This is a genomic window from Paenibacillus sp. FSL W8-0426 (assembly GCF_037969725.1).
Taxonomy (GTDB): Bacteria; Bacillota; Bacilli; order Paenibacillales; family Paenibacillaceae; genus Paenibacillus; species Paenibacillus hubeiensis.
Genome location: NZ_CP150203.1, coordinates 4,815,345 through 4,834,346, shown reverse-complemented (window position 1 = coordinate 4,834,346; position 19,002 = coordinate 4,815,345). Strand labels below are relative to the sequence as shown.

22 protein-coding genes and 1 other annotated feature are annotated in these 19,002 nt (G+C 51.2%); of the genes, 21 read left to right on the top strand and 1 reads right to left on the bottom strand.

Annotated elements, in window-relative coordinates; all coding sequences use genetic code 11:
• The 13 genes from sigE (at position 1) to MKY59_RS21920 (ending at position 11,314) form a co-directional block, all read left to right on the top strand.
• Positions 1-723, top strand: coding sequence for an RNA polymerase sporulation sigma factor SigE (gene sigE, locus MKY59_RS21980; protein WP_236416615.1), 723 nt, complete (start codon positions 1-3; stop codon positions 721-723).
• Positions 724-844: 121 nt separating this feature from the next.
• Positions 845-1,627 carry an RNA polymerase sporulation sigma factor SigG gene (sigG, locus tag MKY59_RS21975; protein ID WP_236416614.1) on the top strand — a complete coding sequence of 261 codons (783 nt, stop codon included), beginning with the start codon at positions 845-847 and terminating at the stop codon, positions 1,625-1,627.
• 189 nt (positions 1,628-1,816) lie between these two features.
• A complete protein-coding gene (locus MKY59_RS21970) occupies positions 1,817-2,206 on the top strand; it encodes a YlmC/YmxH family sporulation protein (protein WP_236416613.1) in 390 nt (129 codons plus the stop codon).
• 59 nt (positions 2,207-2,265) lie between these two features.
• On the top strand, positions 2,266-3,162 hold the full coding sequence (pgeF, locus tag MKY59_RS21965; RefSeq protein WP_339278451.1) for a peptidoglycan editing factor PgeF: 897 nt from the start codon (positions 2,266-2,268) through the stop codon (positions 3,160-3,162).
• A 6-nt stretch (positions 3,163-3,168) separates the two neighbouring features.
• Positions 3,169-3,864: a YggS family pyridoxal phosphate-dependent enzyme gene (locus tag MKY59_RS21960; protein ID WP_339273841.1), complete on the top strand. Its 696-nt coding sequence runs from the start codon at positions 3,169-3,171 to the stop codon at positions 3,862-3,864.
• On the top strand, positions 3,861-4,328 hold the full coding sequence (locus tag MKY59_RS21955; RefSeq protein WP_236416611.1) for a cell division protein SepF: 468 nt from the start codon (positions 3,861-3,863) through the stop codon (positions 4,326-4,328). The genes MKY59_RS21960 and MKY59_RS21955 overlap by 4 nt, the downstream gene beginning before the upstream one ends.
• A gap of 7 nt (positions 4,329-4,335) precedes the next feature.
• Entirely contained in the window at positions 4,336-4,602 is a 267-nt protein-coding gene (locus MKY59_RS21950; protein ID WP_290371453.1) for a YggT family protein, read from the top strand.
• A 14-nt stretch (positions 4,603-4,616) separates the two neighbouring features.
• Positions 4,617-5,399: a YlmH/Sll1252 family protein gene (locus MKY59_RS21945; RefSeq protein ID WP_236416610.1), complete on the top strand. Its 783-nt coding sequence runs from the start codon at positions 4,617-4,619 to the stop codon at positions 5,397-5,399.
• A 248-nt stretch (positions 5,400-5,647) separates the two neighbouring features.
• Positions 5,648-6,157: a DivIVA domain-containing protein gene (locus MKY59_RS21940; protein WP_236416609.1), complete on the top strand. Its 510-nt coding sequence runs from the start codon at positions 5,648-5,650 to the stop codon at positions 6,155-6,157.
• A 57-nt stretch (positions 6,158-6,214) separates the two neighbouring features.
• Positions 6,215-6,502, top strand: a binding site (T-box leader).
• Positions 6,503-6,713: 211 nt separating this feature from the next.
• Positions 6,714-6,887, top strand: a complete 174-nt coding sequence (locus tag MKY59_RS21935) for a hypothetical protein (protein ID WP_339273840.1) — start codon at positions 6,714-6,716, stop codon at positions 6,885-6,887.
• Positions 6,888-7,054: 167 nt separating this feature from the next.
• Positions 7,055-7,228: a hypothetical protein gene (locus MKY59_RS21930; protein ID WP_339273840.1), complete on the top strand. Its 174-nt coding sequence runs from the start codon at positions 7,055-7,057 to the stop codon at positions 7,226-7,228.
• A 458-nt stretch (positions 7,229-7,686) separates the two neighbouring features.
• A complete protein-coding gene (gene ileS, locus MKY59_RS21925) occupies positions 7,687-10,782 on the top strand; it encodes an isoleucine--tRNA ligase (RefSeq protein ID WP_339273839.1) in 3,096 nt (1,031 codons plus the stop codon).
• A 160-nt stretch (positions 10,783-10,942) separates the two neighbouring features.
• Positions 10,943-11,314 (top strand): DUF5665 domain-containing protein, encoded by a 372-nt coding sequence (locus tag MKY59_RS21920; protein ID WP_339273838.1) that lies wholly within the window; start codon positions 10,943-10,945, stop codon positions 11,312-11,314.
• Between the two features lie 16 nt (positions 11,315-11,330).
• Here MKY59_RS21920 and MKY59_RS21915 read toward each other — a convergent pair whose 3' ends face one another.
• A complete protein-coding gene (locus tag MKY59_RS21915; RefSeq protein ID WP_236416605.1) occupies positions 11,331-12,068 on the bottom strand; it encodes a TraR/DksA C4-type zinc finger protein in 738 nt (245 codons plus the stop codon).
• A gap of 230 nt (positions 12,069-12,298) precedes the next feature.
• Between MKY59_RS21915 and lspA the strand changes: the two genes are divergently transcribed.
• The 8 genes from lspA (at position 12,299) to MKY59_RS21875 (ending at position 18,893) form a co-directional block, all read left to right on the top strand.
• The gene (lspA, locus tag MKY59_RS21910) at positions 12,299-12,793 is read left to right on the top strand and encodes a signal peptidase II (RefSeq protein ID WP_339273837.1); all 495 of its coding nucleotides are present in this window, start codon (positions 12,299-12,301) and stop codon (positions 12,791-12,793) included.
• A gap of 91 nt (positions 12,794-12,884) precedes the next feature.
• Complete coding sequence (locus MKY59_RS21905; RefSeq protein WP_236416740.1) at positions 12,885-13,787, top strand: RluA family pseudouridine synthase; 903 nt, start codon at positions 12,885-12,887, stop codon at positions 13,785-13,787.
• 106 nt (positions 13,788-13,893) lie between these two features.
• On the top strand, positions 13,894-15,147 hold the full coding sequence (locus MKY59_RS21900) for an LL-diaminopimelate aminotransferase (RefSeq protein ID WP_339273836.1): 1,254 nt from the start codon (positions 13,894-13,896) through the stop codon (positions 15,145-15,147).
• Positions 15,148-15,349: 202 nt separating this feature from the next.
• The gene (locus MKY59_RS21895) at positions 15,350-16,243 is read left to right on the top strand and encodes a decaprenyl-phosphate phosphoribosyltransferase (RefSeq protein WP_339278450.1); all 894 of its coding nucleotides are present in this window, start codon (positions 15,350-15,352) and stop codon (positions 16,241-16,243) included.
• Between the two features lie 25 nt (positions 16,244-16,268).
• Positions 16,269-16,913 (top strand): HAD family hydrolase, encoded by a 645-nt coding sequence (locus MKY59_RS21890; RefSeq protein WP_339273835.1) that lies wholly within the window; start codon positions 16,269-16,271, stop codon positions 16,911-16,913.
• Complete coding sequence (locus MKY59_RS21885) at positions 16,901-17,230, top strand: EamA family transporter (protein WP_236416602.1); 330 nt, start codon at positions 16,901-16,903, stop codon at positions 17,228-17,230. The genes MKY59_RS21890 and MKY59_RS21885 overlap by 13 nt, the downstream gene beginning before the upstream one ends.
• Positions 17,217-17,537 carry a permease gene (locus tag MKY59_RS21880; protein ID WP_339273834.1) on the top strand — a complete coding sequence of 107 codons (321 nt, stop codon included), beginning with the start codon at positions 17,217-17,219 and terminating at the stop codon, positions 17,535-17,537. Before MKY59_RS21885 ends, MKY59_RS21880 begins: the two co-directional genes overlap by 14 nt.
• Positions 17,538-17,567: 30 nt before the next feature.
• Positions 17,568-18,893, top strand: coding sequence for a DUF6080 domain-containing protein (locus MKY59_RS21875; RefSeq protein WP_339273833.1), 1,326 nt, complete (start codon positions 17,568-17,570; stop codon positions 18,891-18,893).
• The last annotated feature ends 109 nt before the right edge of the window (positions 18,894-19,002 follow it).

Here is a 19,002-nt window from a genome sequence, read left to right as displayed (position 1 = left end):
ATGCTTTTGAAATGGAAACTGGTAGCGCAGCTTCAATATTATCGTTTTTTATTTTTGCTTGGACTCAAGAGCGAGGAAATCTATTACATTGGCGGAAGCGAGGCGTTACCGCCTCCGTTAACGCGTGAGGAAGAAGAGTATCTGCTGCAAAAGCTCTCTTCGGGCGACGCTGCGATCCGCGCGATGCTGATCGAACGAAACTTGCGGCTGGTAGTGTACATTGCGCGCAAATTCGAAAATACGGGCATCAACATTGAAGACCTGGTATCCATCGGGGCCATCGGGTTAATCAAAGCCGTGAATACGTTTGACCCGGAGAAAAAAATCAAGCTGGCGACGTATGCTTCGCGTTGTATCGAAAATGAGATTTTGATGTATTTACGGCGCAACAGCAAAATCCGGACAGAGGTTTCGTTTGATGAACCGCTCAATATCGATTGGGATGGAAATGAGCTGCTCCTGTCTGACGTGCTTGGCACTGAGAATGATACAATCTACCGAAACATCGAGGAGCAGGTTGATCGGAAGCTTTTGCATAAAGCGCTCGACAAATTGACCGATCGCGAGCGAATGATCATGGAGCTGCGGTTCGGGCTGCAGGACGGGGAAGAGAAAACGCAGAAGGATGTGGCCGATCTGCTGGGAATCTCCCAATCCTATATTTCCCGCCTGGAGAAACGGATCATCAAGAGGCTGCGCAAAGAGTTCAACAAGATGGTTTGAAGCGCCGCAGATCCGGTTTGTTTAATTTATGGGTATTACTGGCAAGCATGCCAGCTGCGAATAAAAAAGCCTGCCCCGGAGATAATGTACATTAATGTTTCTCCTTGGGAGGTAAATCACGATGACCCGAAACAAAGTCGAGATTTGTGGCGTGGACACTGCAAAATTGCCTGTCCTCACCAACGTAGAAATGCGGGAATTGTTTCATTCCCTTCAGCAGCACCATGATCGCTCAGCAAGAGAGAAATTGGTGAATGGCAATCTGCGCCTCGTGCTCAGCGTCATTCAGCGTTTCAACAATCGGGGGGAGTTTGTCGATGATCTGTTCCAGGTTGGCTGCATAGGCCTGATGAAAGCCATTGATAATTTTGATTTATCCCAAAATGTCAAATTTTCAACATACGCAGTGCCGATGATCATCGGTGAAATTCGTCGATATCTGCGCGACAACAACCCGATTCGCGTATCCCGTTCTCTCCGGGACATTGCTTATAAAGCGCTCCAAGTCCGGGATAGCCTGACGAACAAAAACTCTCGCGAACCGACCATTTTCGAAATTTCCGAAGCGCTGAACGTGCCCAAAGAAGACGTGGTATTTGCCCTTGATGCCATTCAGGACCCGGTATCGCTCTTCGAACCCATTTATCACGACGGAGGCGACCCCATCTATGTGATGGATCAGATCAGCGACGACAAAAACAAGGACGTTTCCTGGATCGAGGAAATCGCTTTGCGCGAGGCGATGCATCGGCTGGGACAACGGGAGAAAATGATTTTGTCCATGCGTTTTTTCGAAGGGAAAACCCAAATGGAAGTGGCGGATGAAATCGGGATTTCCCAGGCACAGGTCTCGCGTTTGGAGAAGTCGGCCATTCAGCAGATGCAAAAACACGTGAAGTCATAAACGATACGAGATAGGGCGATGATCCGGGATAACCCGGAGTCGCTCTTTTATTTTGGGGTGCATGGTAATACGGAGATGTTTCGCTGTGCGGCCGCCTGCCTAAAAACAGGACATTTTTCCCCGCCCGTACATATAGTGTATAGAATGAAAGAACGGGCAGGAGCGGAAGCAGACTGGAGGCGGAACCCGATGAAAGGAAATGTGGGCGCCCAGACGGGCAGAGGCATGAAGATTTCCGATTTTCAAACCAAAGAGGTCATCAATATTACCGATGGCAAACGATTGGGTCAGATCAGCGATTTGGAACTGGATTTAAGGCAGGGGAGGATCGAGGCCATCGTGGTGCCGGGGTATACCCGCTTCATGGGATTGTTTGGAGGGGGCACGGACCTGATCATTCCATGGCGAAACATCGTCAAGATCGGCTCCGACGTCATATTGGTGAAGATGGATGAAGTCAAGGAGCCTTCATACGATGAAGGGGAACGCGAGGCTCGCATGTATGATGCGCAGATCAGCCGCGCAGAACGAATGGATCGAACGGAACGTCTGGAGCGAAGTCAGCGCCGGTCGATCTGAACGAGACAGGACAGGGGTTCATTTGGTACACTGGAGCTTGCGAGGTGAAAAATATGAAGATGGAACCTTTTGTGTTGGAACAGGAACAGATGCTTAAGAGTGGGGGCCCGGAAAATGCAGCGGCTCCCGAGCCGTTGTTGATATATGTGAAGCCGTGGAGAGAGCAATATGACGGTTTGAGTGCAGGATTTACGACGAGGCAGGGAGGGAACGGAAGTGCTCCTTATGGAAGCCTGAATTGTGCGTATCACGTCGGTGATGATCCGGTAACGGTTCTCAACAATCGAAAGCGGATTGCATCCAAGCTGGGCTTTTCGGAAAGTGCCTGGACGTGCGGAGAGCAGGTTCATGGCAAACGGGTTGCCGTCGTTCGGGCTGAAGACCGGGGGCGGGGGTGGATGGATCGCGAATCTGCCTTTCAAGATACGGACGGCTTGGTTACGGATGTGCCGGGTGTCCTGCTGACCTCCTTCTACGCGGACTGCGTGCCATTATATTTCTACGATCCCGTACGAGGTGCAGTAGGGCTTGCTCATGCCGGCTGGAAAGGGACGGTAGCGGGCATTGCCGAATCCGTGATCGAGAAAATGGAGCAGGAGTACGGCAGCCAAAGGCATCATATCCGAACCGCGATCGGCCCTTCCATCGGCGATTGCTGTTACGAGGTGGATGAGGCCGTCATGAAACATGTGCGGGTTTGGCTTGACGGGGCCGAGGGTAATGAGGGGTATGGGGCAAATGGCAACCTGATCTTCCATTCGGCCGGCAATGGCAAAACGATGTTAAACTTGAAAGAATGCAATCGACACATTATGATGAAAGCAGGAATATTGCCGGATCATATCGAATGTACTACTTGGTGTACAAGCTGCAACCCGGACATTTTCTTCTCTTACCGGAAAGAAATCGGAACTACCGGGCGCATGGCTAGCTGGATTGGGCTGGAAGAGAGGTGAACCTCTGTGTCTTTGGAGGAACGTATACAACAGGTAAATCAGAAGATCGAAGCCGCGTGTCGGCGCAGCGGCCGCAATCGCGAGGATGTTAACGTGATTGCCGTCACGAAGTACGTTTCGCTGGAAACGACGGGAGCTGTGCTGGACCGCGGGCTTGAGCATATCGGAGAAAATCGCTGGCAGGATGCGCAGGCCAAATGGGAAGCCTATGGGCAGCAGGGAATCTGGCATTTTATCGGCCACCTGCAGACGAACAAGGTCAAGGACGTTGTCGGAAAATTTCGTTACATACATTCGCTGGACCGGTTATCGCTGGCGAAGGAATTGAACAAAAAGGCGGCTGCGCTGGGCATTGGCGTGGAAACGTTTTTGCAGGTCAACATTTCGGGTGAAGAGAGCAAGTATGGTTTGCAGCCTGAAGACGCAGCCGGCTTTTTACGTGAAATAGGCTCATTGGATCATATCAAGGTTATCGGCCTAATGACGATGGCCCCTCATGAAGAGGACCCGGAGCTGACTCGTCCCGTATTTCGCGGATTGCGGGAACTGCGAGACCGTTTGAATGGACAGGCCCTGACACAAGAACCGCTGACTGAATTATCCATGGGCATGTCCAATGATTTTGAAGTGGCGATTGAAGAGGGAGCAACCTGGGTTCGACTGGGATCGATTCTCGTAGGGAAAGAGGAGGGTTCACGATGAGCGTAATGAATAAATTCATGAATTTCTTTGGACTCCAGGAAGAAGAAGAGATTGTGGAACGTGAACGTTTGGCTGCACAAGAAGAATCCGAGCCGGATCACCATGAACCTGAAACCTCCGAGCTGGATAAACGTAGAACACAAAGGGGCAATAATGTGGTAAGCATTCATTCCCAGAAAAATGTGAAAGTTGTTTTGTATGAACCGCGCTCCTATGACGAGGCTCAAGAAATTGCCGATCATCTGCGTTCGCATCGTACGGTCGTCGTTAATTTGCAGCGTGTTCGCCAGGACCAGGCTTTGCGCGTCATTGATTTTTTGAGCGGAACGGTGTACGCCCTGGGCGGCGGTATTTCCAAAATCGGCGGTAACATTTTTCTCTGCACGCCAGACACGGTAGAGATCCAGGGTACCATTACGGAAATTCTGGCTGAGAGCGAACAAGATTATAACAGGATGAGGTGAGCCTTTTTTGAGTCTAATTTATAGTGTCGTATCCATCGCGTTCCAAATTTACCTCTACATGATTATTGCGTATGTGCTTTTGTCGTGGCTTCCCAATGCTCGGGAGAGCGCTGTCGGAGAATGGCTTGCCAAACTCGTTGAACCTTTCCTGAGCCCGTTCAGGCGGTTTATTCCGCCGTTATTCGGAATGCTGGACATTTCGCCGATCGTGGCCTTGATTACACTTCAATTGGCGGAAGTGGGCTTGAAGTCCATTCTTCTCCGTTTTATGTAAGGTAGGAATCGACCATGGGTAATGGAATATATGAACATTTTACGCCGGATGAACGGGATTTCGTGGATAAGGCAGCGGAATGGGTGGAACGTGCCGGGGAAAGGCATGACACCCGGCTGACGGATTTTTTGGATCCCAGGCAGATGTTTATACTGCAAACGCTAGTCAATCGGCGGACGGATGTCCAAGTGCGTTTTGATGGCGGATACGCGTCCGCCGAACGAAAGCGTGCTCTGATCGCCCCGGATTACCGCTACCTTGACGATGAAGATATGAATATGCAGGTGCTCAGCATTTCGTCCGATGACTCCAAAATTGCCGAATTGGAGCACGGCGACTACATGGGAGCTTTGCTCGGGCTTGGCATGAAACGCGGCAAAATCGGGGATATCCAAGTGCTGGAAGACGGGTGCCACGCTGTGGTAGCGTCGGAAACCAGCGCTTTTTTATCGCTGCAAATGAATCAGGTGCATCGGGTGCACGTATTTACCGAGCTGCTGCCGCTGGATCAATTGCGATGGTCGGAAACGAAGCTTGAGATTCTGGACATCACCGTTGCTTCTTTGCGGCTGGACGGTATTTGCGCGGACGTATACCGGATGAGCCGAAGCAAGGCGCTGCTCCCGATCAAAGCGGGTCGCTGCCGCGTGAACTGGAAAGTGGAAGAAGACCCGTCCAAGCTTCTCAACGCAGGGGATGTCGTTTCCGTTCGCGGATTTGGTCGGTTTAAGGTACTGGAACTGGATGGCATGACCAAAAAAGGACGCTGTCGCGTAAAAATCGGCAAATTTGCATAGCTCGTTGCAGGAAATCTCTTATTCTTGTCGAAATAACTAAACTAAAGGTGAAATAAATATTTGGGGTTTCCGATAAACAATGAGGATGGATGGGATGCTGTATGGCCCTCCGGGTTCACCGTATCTCATTCCATGATGCAAACGTAGGAATCTTCCAAGAAGCCGGTTGCCTGGCTTCTTTGTAAGAAACCTATATATGCTGCAAACTTTCTCGGCACGAGAAGGAACTTTTACAGGAGGTGGACAGCTTGCCATTAACGCCGCTGGACATACACAACAAGGAATTCTCCCGACGGTTGCGCGGGTATGACGAGGATGAAGTCAACGAATTTCTTGATCAAGTCATCAAAGATTACGAAGGCGTCATCCGCGAAAACAAGGAACTGACCAATCAGTTGCTGTCCGTTCAGGAGAAGCTGGACCATTTTGCCACGATTGAGGAGACGCTTAGCAAAACGATCATTATCGCCCAGGAAGCAGCGGACGATGTGAAGAACAACGCCAAGAAGGAAGCTCAGCTGATCGTGAAGGAAGCGGAGAAAAACGCCGACCGAATCGTCAACGAGGCTTTGGCGAAATCGCGCAAGGTTTCTTTGGAAGTGGAAGAGCTGAAAAAGCAGGCATCCATTTACCGCGCCCGTTTCCGTACGCTGGTCGAGGCCCAATTGGAACTGTTGTCTCAGGACGGTTGGGAAGCGCTGGAGAGCCGGGAACAAGAAGTCCTTGAACGCGAACGGGAAATGAAGGAAATTTATTAAACGCCCGCCCGGTTGACTTTTACCGGTAAAGAGGCTATAACTATATTCATAATGAATAGTGATTCCATGACGGGTTCAGTACGTTATGATTGCATCCCTCAGAGAGTTGGCGTTTGGTGCAAGCCAATGGATGGGTTATAGCCGAATATCATCCCGGAGAAGCGACGCTGAAGCGGTTTAATGTATCCGTGCGTAAGCGAAGCCGTTAGCCGAACGTTATATCGGCACCCTGTATACTGAGCAGGGCATAAGTGCTGTTGATGACAAAGCATACCCAAGATATTTGGTTATGGTTTGTGATGAACAGAATTAGGGTGGTAACGCGAGCACAACCTCGTCCCTTTCCGGGACGGGGTTTTTTGGTGTTTAAAAAAGGCGAGCGCCCATGAGGCCCGCAGGGACCTCAGGCAGAGAGCCCGCCGCCGATGGAGCGAAGCCATCGGCCAGAGCCTCCGCCAAGGCGAGCGCCCATGAGGCCCGCAGGTACCTCAGGCAGGGAGCCCAGCGCCGATGGAGCGAAGCCATCGGCCCAAAGGCCTCGCCAAGGCGAGCGCCCATGAGGCCCGCAGGGACCTCAGGCAGGGAGCCCAGCGCCGATGGAGCGAAGCCATCGGCCAGAGCCTCCGCCAAGGCGAGCGCCCATGAGGCCCGCAGGGACCTCAGGCAGGGAGCCCAGCGCCGATGGAGCGAAGCCATCGGCCAGAGCCTCCGCCAAGGCGAGCGTCCATGAGGCCCGCAGGGACCTCAGGCAGGGAGCCCACCGCCGATGGAGCGAAGCCATCGGCCAGAGCCTCCGCCAAGGCGAGCGCCCATGAGGCCCGCAGGTACCTCAGGCAGGGAGCCCACCGCCGATGGAGCGAAGCCATCGGCCCAAAGGCCTCGCCAAGGCGAGCGCCCATGAGGCCCGCAGGGACCTCAGGCAGGGAGCCCAGCGCCGATGGAGCGAAGCCATCGGCCAGAGCCTCCGCCAAGGCGAGCGCCCATGAGGCCCGCAGGGACCTCAGGCAGGGAGCCCAGCGCCGATGGAGCGAAGCCATCGGCCAGAGCCTCCGCCAAGGCGAGCGTCCATGAGGCCCGCAGGGACCTCAGGCAGGGAGCCCACCGCCGATGGAGCGAAGCCATCGGCCCAAAGGCCTCGCCAAGGCGAACGCCCATGAGGCCCGCAGGGACCTCAGGCAGAGAGCCCACCGCCGATGGAGCGAAGCCATCGGCCCAAAGGCCTCGCCAAGGCGATCGCCCATGAGGCCCGCAGGGACCTCAGGCAGAGAGCCCACCGCCGATGGAGCGAAGCCATCGGCCAAAGGGCCCCATGCGGCGAAGTCGAGGCCCTGGGGCGTTCCTGAAAAGGAACAGCCGCATAAGGGCCGACTCCCCGCACGCAGCACCACCCACGCGCCGCATGCTCGCCCCCGACAAACCATGCCGGGTGTCCAGAGGGCGGAGCGCCTATGGGGTCCCCCTTGGGAAGGGGGATTTAGGGGGATTGAAACGGTCCACAATTAACCAATGTCGAAAGGAAAGATATCATCATGCAAAGAGTTGACGTCAAGGAGAAGGCCCGCGCAAGAGAACTGCGCATGCTGAACAAATGGAAGGAAGAAAACACCTTCAAAAGATCGATCGAAAACCGCGAAGGGAAGCCGAATTTCGTTTTTTATGAAGGTCCGCCTACTGCAAACGGAAAGCCGCATATCGGACACGTGCTCGGGCGCGTCATCAAAGACTTTATCGGCCGTTACAATACGATGAAGGGATATCGCGTCGTGCGCAAAGCGGGCTGGGATACACATGGTTTGCCGGTGGAGCTGGGCGTGCAGAAGAAACTGGGCATCTCTCATAAATGGGAAATCGAAGATTATGGCGTGGAAAAGTTCATCAATGAATGTAAAGCCAGCGTTTTTGAATATGAGCAACAATGGAGAGACCTGACAGAAGGCATCGCCTACTGGACGGACATGGATAACCCTTATATCACGCTCGACAACAACTATATCGAAAGCGTGTGGAACATCCTTGCGACCATTCACGAGAAAGGGCTGCTGTATCGCGGTCATCGCGTAAGCCCGTATTGTCCTTCCTGTCAGACAACGCTGAGCTCCCATGAGGTTGCCCAAGGCTACAAGGATGTTAAAGACCTCAGTGCCACTGCCAAATTCAAGCTGGATGACAGCGGAGAATTTGTACTGGCATGGACGACAACGCCATGGACGCTGCCATCCCACGTTGCGCTTGCGGTGAATCCGGACATGGAATATTCCCGCGTAAGCCAGAATGGTGAAGTGTACATCATGGCGACTAACCTGGTCGAGAAAGTCATGAAAGACGCAAAAGGTGATTATGAAGTCATTGGCACACTGAAAGGTTCCGACCTGGTTGGCAAAACCTATGATCCTCCATTCAACTACATTAAAGCAGAGAAAACCAATATCATCCTGGGAGCAGGCTTCGTAACCGATGCAAGCGGTACAGGGATCGTACACATGGCGCCTGCCCACGGCGAGGACGACTATCGCGTTTGCCGCGAGAACGGCATCAGTTTTGTGAACATGGTTGATCTGGAGGGTAAATTCGTAGCTCAGGTTACTGATTTTGCCGGACGTTTCGTCAAAGATTGCGATGTGGACATCGTGAGATATCTGTCTGAAAAAGGGCGCCTGTTCAGCAAAGAAAAATATGAGCACAGCTATCCATTCTGCTGGCGTTGCGATACACCTCTGCTGTACTACGCCATGGACAGCTGGTTTATCCAAACGACTGCGATCAGAGACCAATTGATCGCCAACAACAGTGAAGTGGAGTGGTATCCGGGTCACGTTCGCGAAGGACGTTTCGGCAAATTCCTCGAAGATCTGGTGGATTGGAACATCAGCCGTGACCGGTACTGGGGAACACCGCTGAACATCTGGGTGTGCGAGGAGACCGGCGAACAGTTTGCTCCGCACAGCATTGCCGAACTGCGTGCTCGCGCGATCGGGGATGTACCGGAAAACCTGGAATTGCACAAGCCTTACGTCGATGAAGTGAAGGTACTCAGTTCTTGCGGAAAATACGAAATGAAACGAACGCCGGAAGTGATCGACGTTTGGTTCGACAGCGGCTCCATGCCATTTGCGCAGCAGCATTATCCGTTTGAGAATCAAGATATCTTTGCGCAGCAGTTCCCTGCAGACATGATCTGCGAAGGGATCGACCAGACGCGCGGCTGGTTCTACAGCTTGCTGGCGGTTTCCACATTGCTGACAGGCAAAGCGCCATACAAAGCGGTTATGGCAACCGGACACGTGCTGGATGAGAATGGGCAAAAAATGTCCAAATCCAAGGGCAATGTCATCGATCCATGGGATGTCATCGAAGAGTTCGGTACCGATGCATTCCGTTGGGCCCTGCTCTCGGACAGCGCGCCATGGAACAGCAAACGTTTCTCCAAAGGCATCGTGGCGGAAGCCAAATCCAAAATGGTCGATACGTTGGTGAATACCCATGCATTCTTGACGCTGTATGCGACGATTGACGGATTCGATCCGCAAGAACATCCGTTCAAAGTGTCTGCCCACAATCTGGATCGCTGGATTCTGTCCAGATTGAACAGCCTGATCCTTGTTGTTGAAAAGGCGCTGAACGTTAACGATTATCTGAACTCCTCCAAAGCGATCGAAGCGTTTGTCGATGAGCTCAGCAACTGGTATATCCGCCGTTCCCGCGATCGTTTCTGGGGCAGCGGACTGACTGAGGATAAATTGGATGCATACCGCACGCTGACTGAGGTGCTCGTGACAACAGCCAAATTGGTGGCTCCATTTACGCCGATGCTGGCGGAAGACATCTATCTGAATTTGAGCAACGGCGAAAGCGTGCATATGGATGACTATCCGGCAGCGAACGAGTCTTTGATCGATTTGGAATTGGAACGGGATATGGAGACGGCTCGCCGGGTAGTTGAGTTGGCACGCAATGTGCGTAACGAGACCGGCGTGAAAACGCGTCAACCGTTGTCCGAGCTGATCGTTTCGCTGGACAAAGGCTTTAATCTTTCCGACTATGAGGACATCATCAAGGAAGAGATCAACGTAAAAACGATCCGGGCTGAGCATAACGACGCCGATTTCGTTGACTTCACGTTGAAGCTGAACCTGAAAGTAGCCGGCAAGAAATATGGCAAAAACGTTGGATTCTTGCAAAACCTGTTCAAAGGCATGACGCCGGATGAGACGCGCAAAGTGGTAACAGAGGGCCGATTCAATGTCGTTTCTCCGGATGGGGAAGAATTGCAAGTGACCGAAGAAGAGCTGCTGGTTGAAAAACAAGCCAAAACCGGCTTTGCTTCCGCTTCGGGATATGGCTTGACGGTTGCATTCAATACCGAAATCACGCCTGAGCTGGAACAGGAAGGCCTGGTTCGCGAAGTGGTGCGCGTGGTTCAGGATACACGCAAAAAACTCGATCTGCCGATCGAGAAAAGAGTGCGCCTGACGCTGGACGTCGATGCCGAATTGCAGGCAGCCATCGAAGCTTTCGATCATGTGCTGCGTGAAAACGTGCTCGTGACGGACGTGGCTTTTGGTTCCAGTGAGTCCATGGAACGTGTCGAAGCTGCCGGTAAAAACATCGGTGTAGCGATCGAGTAGTTGGAGTACCCGAACATATCATACGAAAAACATGCAAACGAGCCGCGGATTCAGGGTTACCCTGTTTCCCGGCTCGTTTGATTTTAAGGCAAATGGGCAATGACTATAGGGTGTACATTGCCATTATGGTATAAACCCCATACAGAAATGAGCGGAAATCATGACTGAACCAAAGAATAAACCGTCAACCGAAGCACAGGCGAAGACAACATCTTCCGTTCCGCCTGCATTGGACTCGAACGAACAAATAAAGGAGCTGTTCACCCTGACGAGCCGAATCGCTCAGGAACTGGAACGTTCCCGCATTTCGCAATATACGGAGCTGCTGTACCGCCCCTGGAAGCTGATTGGGCTTAATCTGTTATCCGGAGCTGCCAGAGGAGTGGGCATTGCGATCGGCTTTACTTTTTTTGCAGCGACGATCATTTATTTATTACAGATGCTTGGTGCATTGAACCTGCCAATCGTGGGGGATTATATAGCCGATATTGTTCGTATTGTTCAGCGTCAGCTTGAATTGAATACGTATTAGGAATTAACGGGCAGCCTCAATATAAATCATCGGAAAATTCGACATCCGGTTCAAGCAATCCTTCGCCTTCGCCTCGTTCAAGGTATTCCTTGTATTGCCGGTTGCGTACGATGGATACGTCATGTCCGTAAATATCGGTGGCCACAAAGCTTTCATAAGCTTCAACGCAGCCTTCGACTTCATCTGTAGCTTCGATCGACATCACATCATAGCTGTCGATGTCCGAGCCTTCGGCCATGGCCGGAGTATTGGATGTTCCCCAGCTCTCGACGATTTGCCATGCGTCTTCCCCATCGAAACCGTTTTGGTCCTCGCGCTCATCCAAACTTGTTCGGCCAAAGGGAGGTTCCAAAAATTGTTCTTCGACAGGTCGGTCGCTGGAGACATGGCCGGGTTGATGGTCGACGCAATACTGGGTATAAGGCACGGCTTGAAGACGCTCAAAGGAAATCGGCTGCCTGCAAACGACACAGATGCCGTATCTCCCTTCGTCCATGGATTGCAAAGCGGAAGCAATTCGTTCCACCTGAAATTCATCATGTTCCAGCAAGGAGATGTCTTTTGCACGTTCGTACATTTCTGTGCCTACGTCTCCCGGGTGATTATCGATGGGGGAAAGCTCGCCGGTCTGCAATTTCATTGAATCGCCTAGCCCATAATGTTCGTTCTCGGCAAGCCGATGTTCGATGTGCCGTTTCTCGGTGATCAGTTGGGTACGCAAGGAATGTAACTGTTCCGGTGATAGATGTGCCATGGTATTCCCCTTTCCGCAGCGATATGTTGAACCTGCTAAGCCGAATGTGTACTCCGTTGTAGGATGTGCCATTTCGGGCAGGAATACAGAAGGAAAATGTTATCCTTTTTGCCATGAAGCCGCCTTTCGCACGGGCCGTGGACGATTTCCAAACAGCTGTGCTACAATGGACAAGTCTGGCGCAAAGCCTGGTATCGTATGGAAAAGACAAGATCGGAGTGACAAAAAACGTGGTGTACTATATCCTCGCTTTTATCGTTTTTTTGGTGGATCAGGGCACAAAGTACCTGATCGCCACACAAATGACCATCGACGACGAAATTCCGGTCATCGGCAATTTCTTCGTTATTACCTCTCACCGCAATGCCGGCGCGGCGTTTGGCATTTTGCAAAACCAACGCTGGTTTTTTATCGTGGTGACCATTGTTGTAGTTGTTGCTCTGGTATGGTATTTGCAAAAAGTAAAAAACAGTCCGCACAAATTGCTGCCTGTAGCACTTAGTCTGGTGCTTGGGGGGGCGATCGGCAACTTCCTGGACCGGGCATTGACCGGTGAAGTCGTTGACTTTGTTCAGCTTAATTTTGGAAGTTATACGTTTCCCATCTTTAACATTGCCGACTCGGCCATATGTATCGGGGTGGCCTTGATCGTGCTTGAAACGCTGCTTGAAGGACGCAGAGAGAAAGCCGCTGCAAAGATTGAAGGGAATGAAACGCATGAGTAACCGTTTTGATGACGCAGCAAAAAGTCAGGAAGACGTCTCCGCTTTGGGAAAATACGGCCAGGAAGACGATCTTCTTCAAGGCAAAGAACGAATGGAATGGACTGTAGCTCCCGAGCATAAAAAGGAGCGCATTGACAAATATATTACGGAGTCGCTGGAGGACGTATCCCGCTCTCAAGTCCAATTGTGGATCGGCGATGGATTGGTTACGGTCAATGGCAGCGCGACGAAAGCGAATGCCAAGTTGTCCGAAGGCGACGTCGTGGTGCTTGAGATTCCGGAGCCTGCCGCGGTGGAGATTGCTGCCGAGGACATTCCGCTGGAAGTCGTATATGAAGACAGCGATGTCATCGTGGTCAACAAACCGCGCGGCCTCGTCGTTCATCCTGCACCCGGCCATCTGTCCGGGACGCTCGTGAACGCGTTGATGTACCACTGCAAGGACTTGTCAGGCATTAACGGCGAGCTTCGTCCCGGAATCGTGCATCGGATCGACAAAGACACATCGGGACTGCTCATGGCGGCCAAAAACGATCGTGCGCATGCTTCCCTGGCTGCACAGCTAAAGGAACACAGCGTAAATCGGCGTTACATTGCGCTTGTGCACGGCCATCTCAGCCACGATCAAGGCACGATTGATGCCCCGATTGGCCGTGATCCTCATGATCGGAAAATGTATACCGTCACGGAACGAAACAGCAAGCATGCAGTGACTCACTTCACTGTTACAGAGCGCATCAATGATTATACGTTGCTTGAACTGAAGCTGGAAACGGGACGTACGCATCAGATCCGGGTGCACATGAAATTCATCGGGCATCCGCTGGTCGGCGATCCGGTATACGGTCGCAACAAAGGTATTAAAATGCAAGGACAGGCATTGCATGCGGCAGTGCTTGGATTCGTGCATCCGACGAGCGGGGAATATATGGAATTCACGGCTCCGCTGCCGCAGGACATGGAGGATGTTCTCGCCTCATTGCGCAGCCGTTAGGACGCTGAAAGTACAAATGTTCGGGTGTTTTGTCCATGGATAAGACCATGTAAATGCTTCATAGTGGAATAGAAACTTGCGTCAAAACGAGGAGATGAATATCGCTATGAGTATCGACAAATATCAAGAAACCTACATCCAGACCAACTTCGCTGACCGCATCGGTGGCGCTAACTATGGCAAAGACACGAACATCTATAAATTCGAAAAAATCAAACGCGCCAAAGCTTCCGCCAAAAAGGATTTTCCGGATGTTGAACTGATTGACCTCGGCGTTGGCGAGCCTGACGAGATGGCAGATGCAGGCATCGTTGCCGCATTGGCTGAAGAAGCAGCCAAACCGGAGAACCGCGGTTATGCAGACAACGGTATTCCTGAATTCAAGGAAGCCGCTGCGGCCTACCTGAAAAACGTTTTTAACGTGGACGGCATCGATGCCGCAACGGAAATCGTGCACTCGATCGGTTCCAAGCCGGCTTTGGCCATGATGCCTTCCTGCTTTATTAATCCTGGCGACGTGACCATCATGACGGTTCCGGGCTATCCGGTTATGGGTACACACACGAAGTACCTCGGCGGAGAAGTGTATAACGTTCAATTGACGAAAGAGAACAACTTCCTGCCTGACCTGTCCTCCATTCCGGAAGATATCGCTAAACGCGCGAAACTGCTTTACTTGAACTATCCAAACAATCCTACGGGTGCAGCCGCAACGGTTGAGTTTTTCACTGAAGTGGTCGAGTGGGCTAAAAAATACAGCGTTGTCGTCGTACATGATGCTCCGTATGCAGCATTGACTTACGATGGAAACAAACCATTCAGCTTCCTGTCCGTACCTGGAGCGAAGGATGTTGGCGTGGAGCTGCATTCCTTGTCCAAATCCTACAACATGACAGGCTGGAGAATCGGGTTTGTGGCAGGCAATCCGCTTGTTGTCAAAGCGTTCAGCGACGTAAAAGACAACAACGATTCCGGTCAGTTCATCGCGATTCAAAAGGCTGCGGCCTATGGCTTGAGCCATCCGGAAATTACCGAGAAAATCGCCGAGAAATATTCCCGCCGTCACGATTTGCTCGTGTCCGCGTTGAACGAACTTGGCTTCAAAGCAGAGAAACCCAAAGGCTCCTTCTTCCTGTATGTCGAAGCTCCTAAGGGTGTTGTCGGCGGACGCCGCTTCGAATCCGGCGAGGATTTCTCCCAGTTCCTGATTCGCGAAAAACTGATTTCGTCGGTGCCTTGGGATGATGCCGGCAACTTCGTGCGTTTCTCGGTTACCTTCATCGCTCAAGGCGAAGAAGAAGAGAAGCGTGTCATTGCTGAAATCAAACGCCGCCTGAGCGACGTGCAGTTCGAATTTTAAAATGTCAAATCATTCGTTGATATGAAAAGAGACCGAAAAGGTCTCTTTTTTGTTTTGTCTCGCAATTTCTTAGTTTTGTCTTTACAAAAAGTACCAAGTGATTTATTATTTATTTTTCGTTTATTATTTGTGTAGTAAAATGAATGTTAATGGAGTTTTTTTGGGAAGGGAGACGATGAGGTTGTTATCATCACGTCCAAATATTTCATCATCTGCAAGCAAAACGGACGAAAGCGTGGTGGCGGGGTATATCCGCCTGCTGCGCCCAAAGCAATGGACGAAAAATTTGCTGCTTTTTGCCGCTTTGGTTTTTTCTTTTGAGGAAATTCGAACAGAAACGGTCATCGCTACACTCGTCGGTTTTTTCCTGTTCAGTCTGGTGGCAGGCTGCGTATATATTTTGAACGATTACGTGGACCGCGAACGGGATCGCCAGCATCCCGTGAAAAGAAACCGCCCGATCGCATCGGGACAAGTGAGCCCCCGTCAGGCGCTTGGGTTTGGAATCGGGTTGCTGGTCTTGTCCGTAGGCTCGGCAATGATGTTAAACCCATTATTCGGCGTGTTGTGCATCGTCTATTTTGCGCTTAATGTATCGTATTCGTTTGTGCTCAAACATATAGTGATCATGGATGTCATGACGATTGCCGCCGGGTTTGTGCTGCGTGCGATTGCCGGGGGTGTGCTGATTCATGTTCCTTTTACGCCATGGTTTCTGATCTGTACGATGCTGTTGTCGCTATTTTTGGCTATCGGTAAACGGCGTCACGAACTCGTACTGCTGGAAGGCAATACGGGATCGCATCGTAAGGTTTTGGATCATTATTCTGTTACGCTGCTCGATCAATTCAACACGATTGTGACTACGGCGACCATTATCAGTTATTCGCTGTTTACGTTCACGTCCAACCGGACGATTCATTTGATGTGGACGATCCCGCTTGTCATTTACGGCATGTTCCGTTATCTATATTTGATTCATATGAAGAACAAAGGCGGCTCTCCCGACCGTGTTTTGTTTGAGGATAAGCCTATATTGATTACCGTCATTCTGTATGTGGCTGCGGTTATCGTTATATTTTCCATTTTTGAATAACCATCCGTAACAAGGAGGAACAAGGTTGAGTTTGAAAAGCACGAAAATTGCCATTTTCGATATTGATAAAACGATTATACGCAGCGATTCCATGTTCCAGTTTGTAAGTTATGGCATTCGCCGTTTTCCGGCACTGGCGTTGCAGCTTCCGATGATCGGACTACATACCATGCTCTACAAAGCGGGATTGATGAAAGTGGAGCGGGTCAAGCGCTCTTATTTTAAAGGAATTGAACGGATGTCCGAGGCTGATCTGGAGCATTTTTTTGAAAGTCGGCTCCGCACAGCGATGTTTGCTGAGGCCAATATGGAGATGATGCAGCGCAAGAAAGAAGGGTACCATGTGCTGCTCGTGACGGCATCTCCCCATGCCTACATGAAGTATTTTCAGACCTTATCTTGGGTCGATCATGTGATCGGTACCGAACTTGCGCGCCGGCCCGATGGGACAGGGTACAAATGTTCTATCGAGGGAAGCAATTGCAAGGGAGAAGAGAAAGTGCGCCGTATCCTGTCCTATCTGGAGGAACAAGGGATGACCATTGATTATGAACATTCATGCTCCTATTCTGACTCACTTTCAGACCTGCCCGTGATGAATTTGGTGGCTCGGCGATATTTCATCAACAGGAGCGTGCCAGATATGGAGGAACTATCATGGGGAAAATGACAGGACGCCATACAGGCAAAATGTTCATGCTGTTTTCGGCGTTCCTGACGGCAACGGGCCAGCTCTTCTGGAAGTGGGGGCTGGAGGAGTGGATCTACCTTGGGTTTGGATTCGCGTGTTACGGATTGGGAGCGGTGCTGATGATCAAGGCTTTCTCGCTGGAAAAACTGTCGGTCGCCTATCCCCTGATGTGTACGAGTTATGTATTCGCACTGCTGTACGGCCATTTTTTGCTGGGGGAGGACATTACGCTGCAGAAACTTGCTGCCGTCCTGCTGCTTGGAATCGGGGTGACGTTAACCAGTGTGGAACGATAGCTGGATGGCGGTTGTGCTTGTTGTCATGACGCTTTGCGGAGCGATTGGCGGAGCCGGGCTTAAAGCGTACGCCGACAGTCGCAAACGGCTGCATGTATTAGGAGGACTTGGATTTTACGGGGTTGGGGCGTTGCTTAACATTTTGCTGCTGCGCTTCCTTCCGCTGACCGTAGTTCTTCCGGCTAATGCGCTGACGTATGTATGGACACTCTTGATTGCCCGATGGGTTTTCAAAGAAAATGTAGGACCGCTGCGCTGGGGGGGTGTCGCTTGCATCATGGGCGGGTTGTGCTTTTTGGTGTTTTAAAGACCAGACGAAAAAACAGGATGTGAAATAATGAATTTTCTGGATTACATATTTTCCGACCGCAGGGCGAACCGTGCAGCGCTTCTGTTATTTATTGGTTTTGCTCTTTTTTACGGACTGATCAACATTCCTTACGTCAATTATATGGCCGAAAATGCCGGACTTCTTGGAGATCGGAGCCCGTTTAACACAAGGGATTTTCCGCTGAACCTGTTCAATTTTGATCCATCCATGTATTACGGCATGAACAGTTCGTCCGTCATTCATCCGTTGATTTCTTACTTAACGGTTGTATTGGGGGGAGGCGCAGCGCTGCTGGGCGGCAATGGATTCTTTCTTGTGCTGCAGTCGCTTGTCAATGCTTTGTCCGTCATGCTTGTGTTTTTGTTCCTTGCCCGCAAAGGGAAGGAATTAACGGTTCCGCTGCTTGTAGCGCTGATGTTCGGATTCAGCTCGTACCTCATGTTTACTGCATTGATTCCGGATTCTTATCCGTATGTGCAGCTTTTCATCTTGATTTCGGTAGTTTACTTGCAATATTCTCGAGAGCGGGAAGAGGTTAGCTACACCGCGAATGCAGCGATGGCTGCCGTCAATTTTGGCCTGACGTCCACCAATATCGTTCCTTTTGCGGCCAGTTTGTTCGTTAATATGCGAGCTTGGCGGAATCGAGGGAGCTTCAAAAAATACGTTGGCATCATGGTTTTGGCTGTCGGCATGATTGCCGCGCTGACCGTCATCCAGTACGTGGCATTCGGCGGACGGAGCTGGGTTAGCAACTGGCTGCTCGGTATCCAGAACGGGGGAACCAGCTATGCAACGCCATTCCAGTTTGCTGCACATTGGAAGGCGCTTGGGCTTCTGACCATCAACCCGATGCTGTCCCCGAAAGTTCATTTATTGGACCCGGGCATGATGGCGTTTGTATCGGATTTGTCCCGACCAACGCCTCTGTATTCCCTTTTCGTCGGCGTGTTCATTCTGGTGCTTGCGCTTGCAGGCTTTATCGCGGGCATTCGGAAGAGAGAAGTGTGGACGCTGGTTCCGTACGTTTTGTTTGCATTTTTGCTGCACATCGTAGTGGGCTTTGGGCTTGCAGTATTCCAATACGATATGTACCTGTATGCAGGGCATTACCTGTTTGCGTTTTTCTTGTTGGCCGGAGGATTCGTCATTGGTCTTCGTCCTGGCATTGGTAAATCCGCGCTTACCGTTTTGCTCGCCGTGTCCGTTCTGGTGATGGCCGCCAATAATGTGTACCGCCACTTCGAGACGTTGACGACGATTAAGCAATCTTACGAGCAGCTGGATTCAACTTCCGCGATGAACGAATTCATTTCGGCACCGAACAAATAGTGAAAAAATGAATGAAGTTATATAAACCGCAAAAAACAAACACACGTTAACGGAGAGGCAGAACTAATCTGGAGAAGCAAAGCGTTCGCATTTATCACCGGATTTTCCC

Excerpts from the sequence above, each read along its gene's own strand:
- MKY59_RS21905 (WP_236416740.1), top strand. The coding sequence starts at position 12,885 with ATGGAATGGACTGTAGCTCCCGAGCATAAAAAGGAGCGCATTGACAAA.
- MKY59_RS21935 (WP_339273840.1), top strand. The coding sequence starts at position 6,714 with ATGAGGCCCGCAGGGACCTCAGGCAGGGAGCCCAGCGCCGATGGAGCG.
- MKY59_RS21885 (WP_236416602.1), top strand. The coding sequence starts at position 16,901 with ATGGGGAAAATGACAGGACGCCATACAGGCAAAATGTTCATGCTGTTT.
- MKY59_RS21875 (WP_339273833.1), top strand. The coding sequence starts at position 17,568 with ATGAATTTTCTGGATTACATATTTTCCGACCGCAGGGCGAACCGTGCA.
- sigE (WP_236416615.1), top strand. The coding sequence starts at position 1 with ATGCTTTTGAAATGGAAACTGGTAGCGCAGCTTCAATATTATCGTTTT.
- MKY59_RS21915 (WP_236416605.1), bottom strand. The coding sequence starts at position 12,068 with ATGGCACATCTATCACCGGAACAGTTACATTCCTTGCGTACCCAACTG.
- ileS (WP_339273839.1), top strand. The coding sequence starts at position 7,687 with ATGCAAAGAGTTGACGTCAAGGAGAAGGCCCGCGCAAGAGAACTGCGC.
- MKY59_RS21945 (WP_236416610.1), top strand. The coding sequence starts at position 4,617 with ATGGGTAATGGAATATATGAACATTTTACGCCGGATGAACGGGATTTC.
- sigG (WP_236416614.1), top strand. The coding sequence starts at position 845 with ATGACCCGAAACAAAGTCGAGATTTGTGGCGTGGACACTGCAAAATTG.
- MKY59_RS21900 (WP_339273836.1), top strand. The coding sequence starts at position 13,894 with ATGAGTATCGACAAATATCAAGAAACCTACATCCAGACCAACTTCGCT.
- MKY59_RS21920 (WP_339273838.1), top strand. The coding sequence starts at position 10,943 with ATGACTGAACCAAAGAATAAACCGTCAACCGAAGCACAGGCGAAGACA.
- MKY59_RS21930 (WP_339273840.1), top strand. The coding sequence starts at position 7,055 with ATGAGGCCCGCAGGGACCTCAGGCAGGGAGCCCAGCGCCGATGGAGCG.
- MKY59_RS21955 (WP_236416611.1), top strand. The coding sequence starts at position 3,861 with ATGAGCGTAATGAATAAATTCATGAATTTCTTTGGACTCCAGGAAGAA.
- pgeF (WP_339278451.1), top strand. The coding sequence starts at position 2,266 with ATGGAACCTTTTGTGTTGGAACAGGAACAGATGCTTAAGAGTGGGGGC.
- MKY59_RS21970 (WP_236416613.1), top strand. The coding sequence starts at position 1,817 with ATGAAAGGAAATGTGGGCGCCCAGACGGGCAGAGGCATGAAGATTTCC.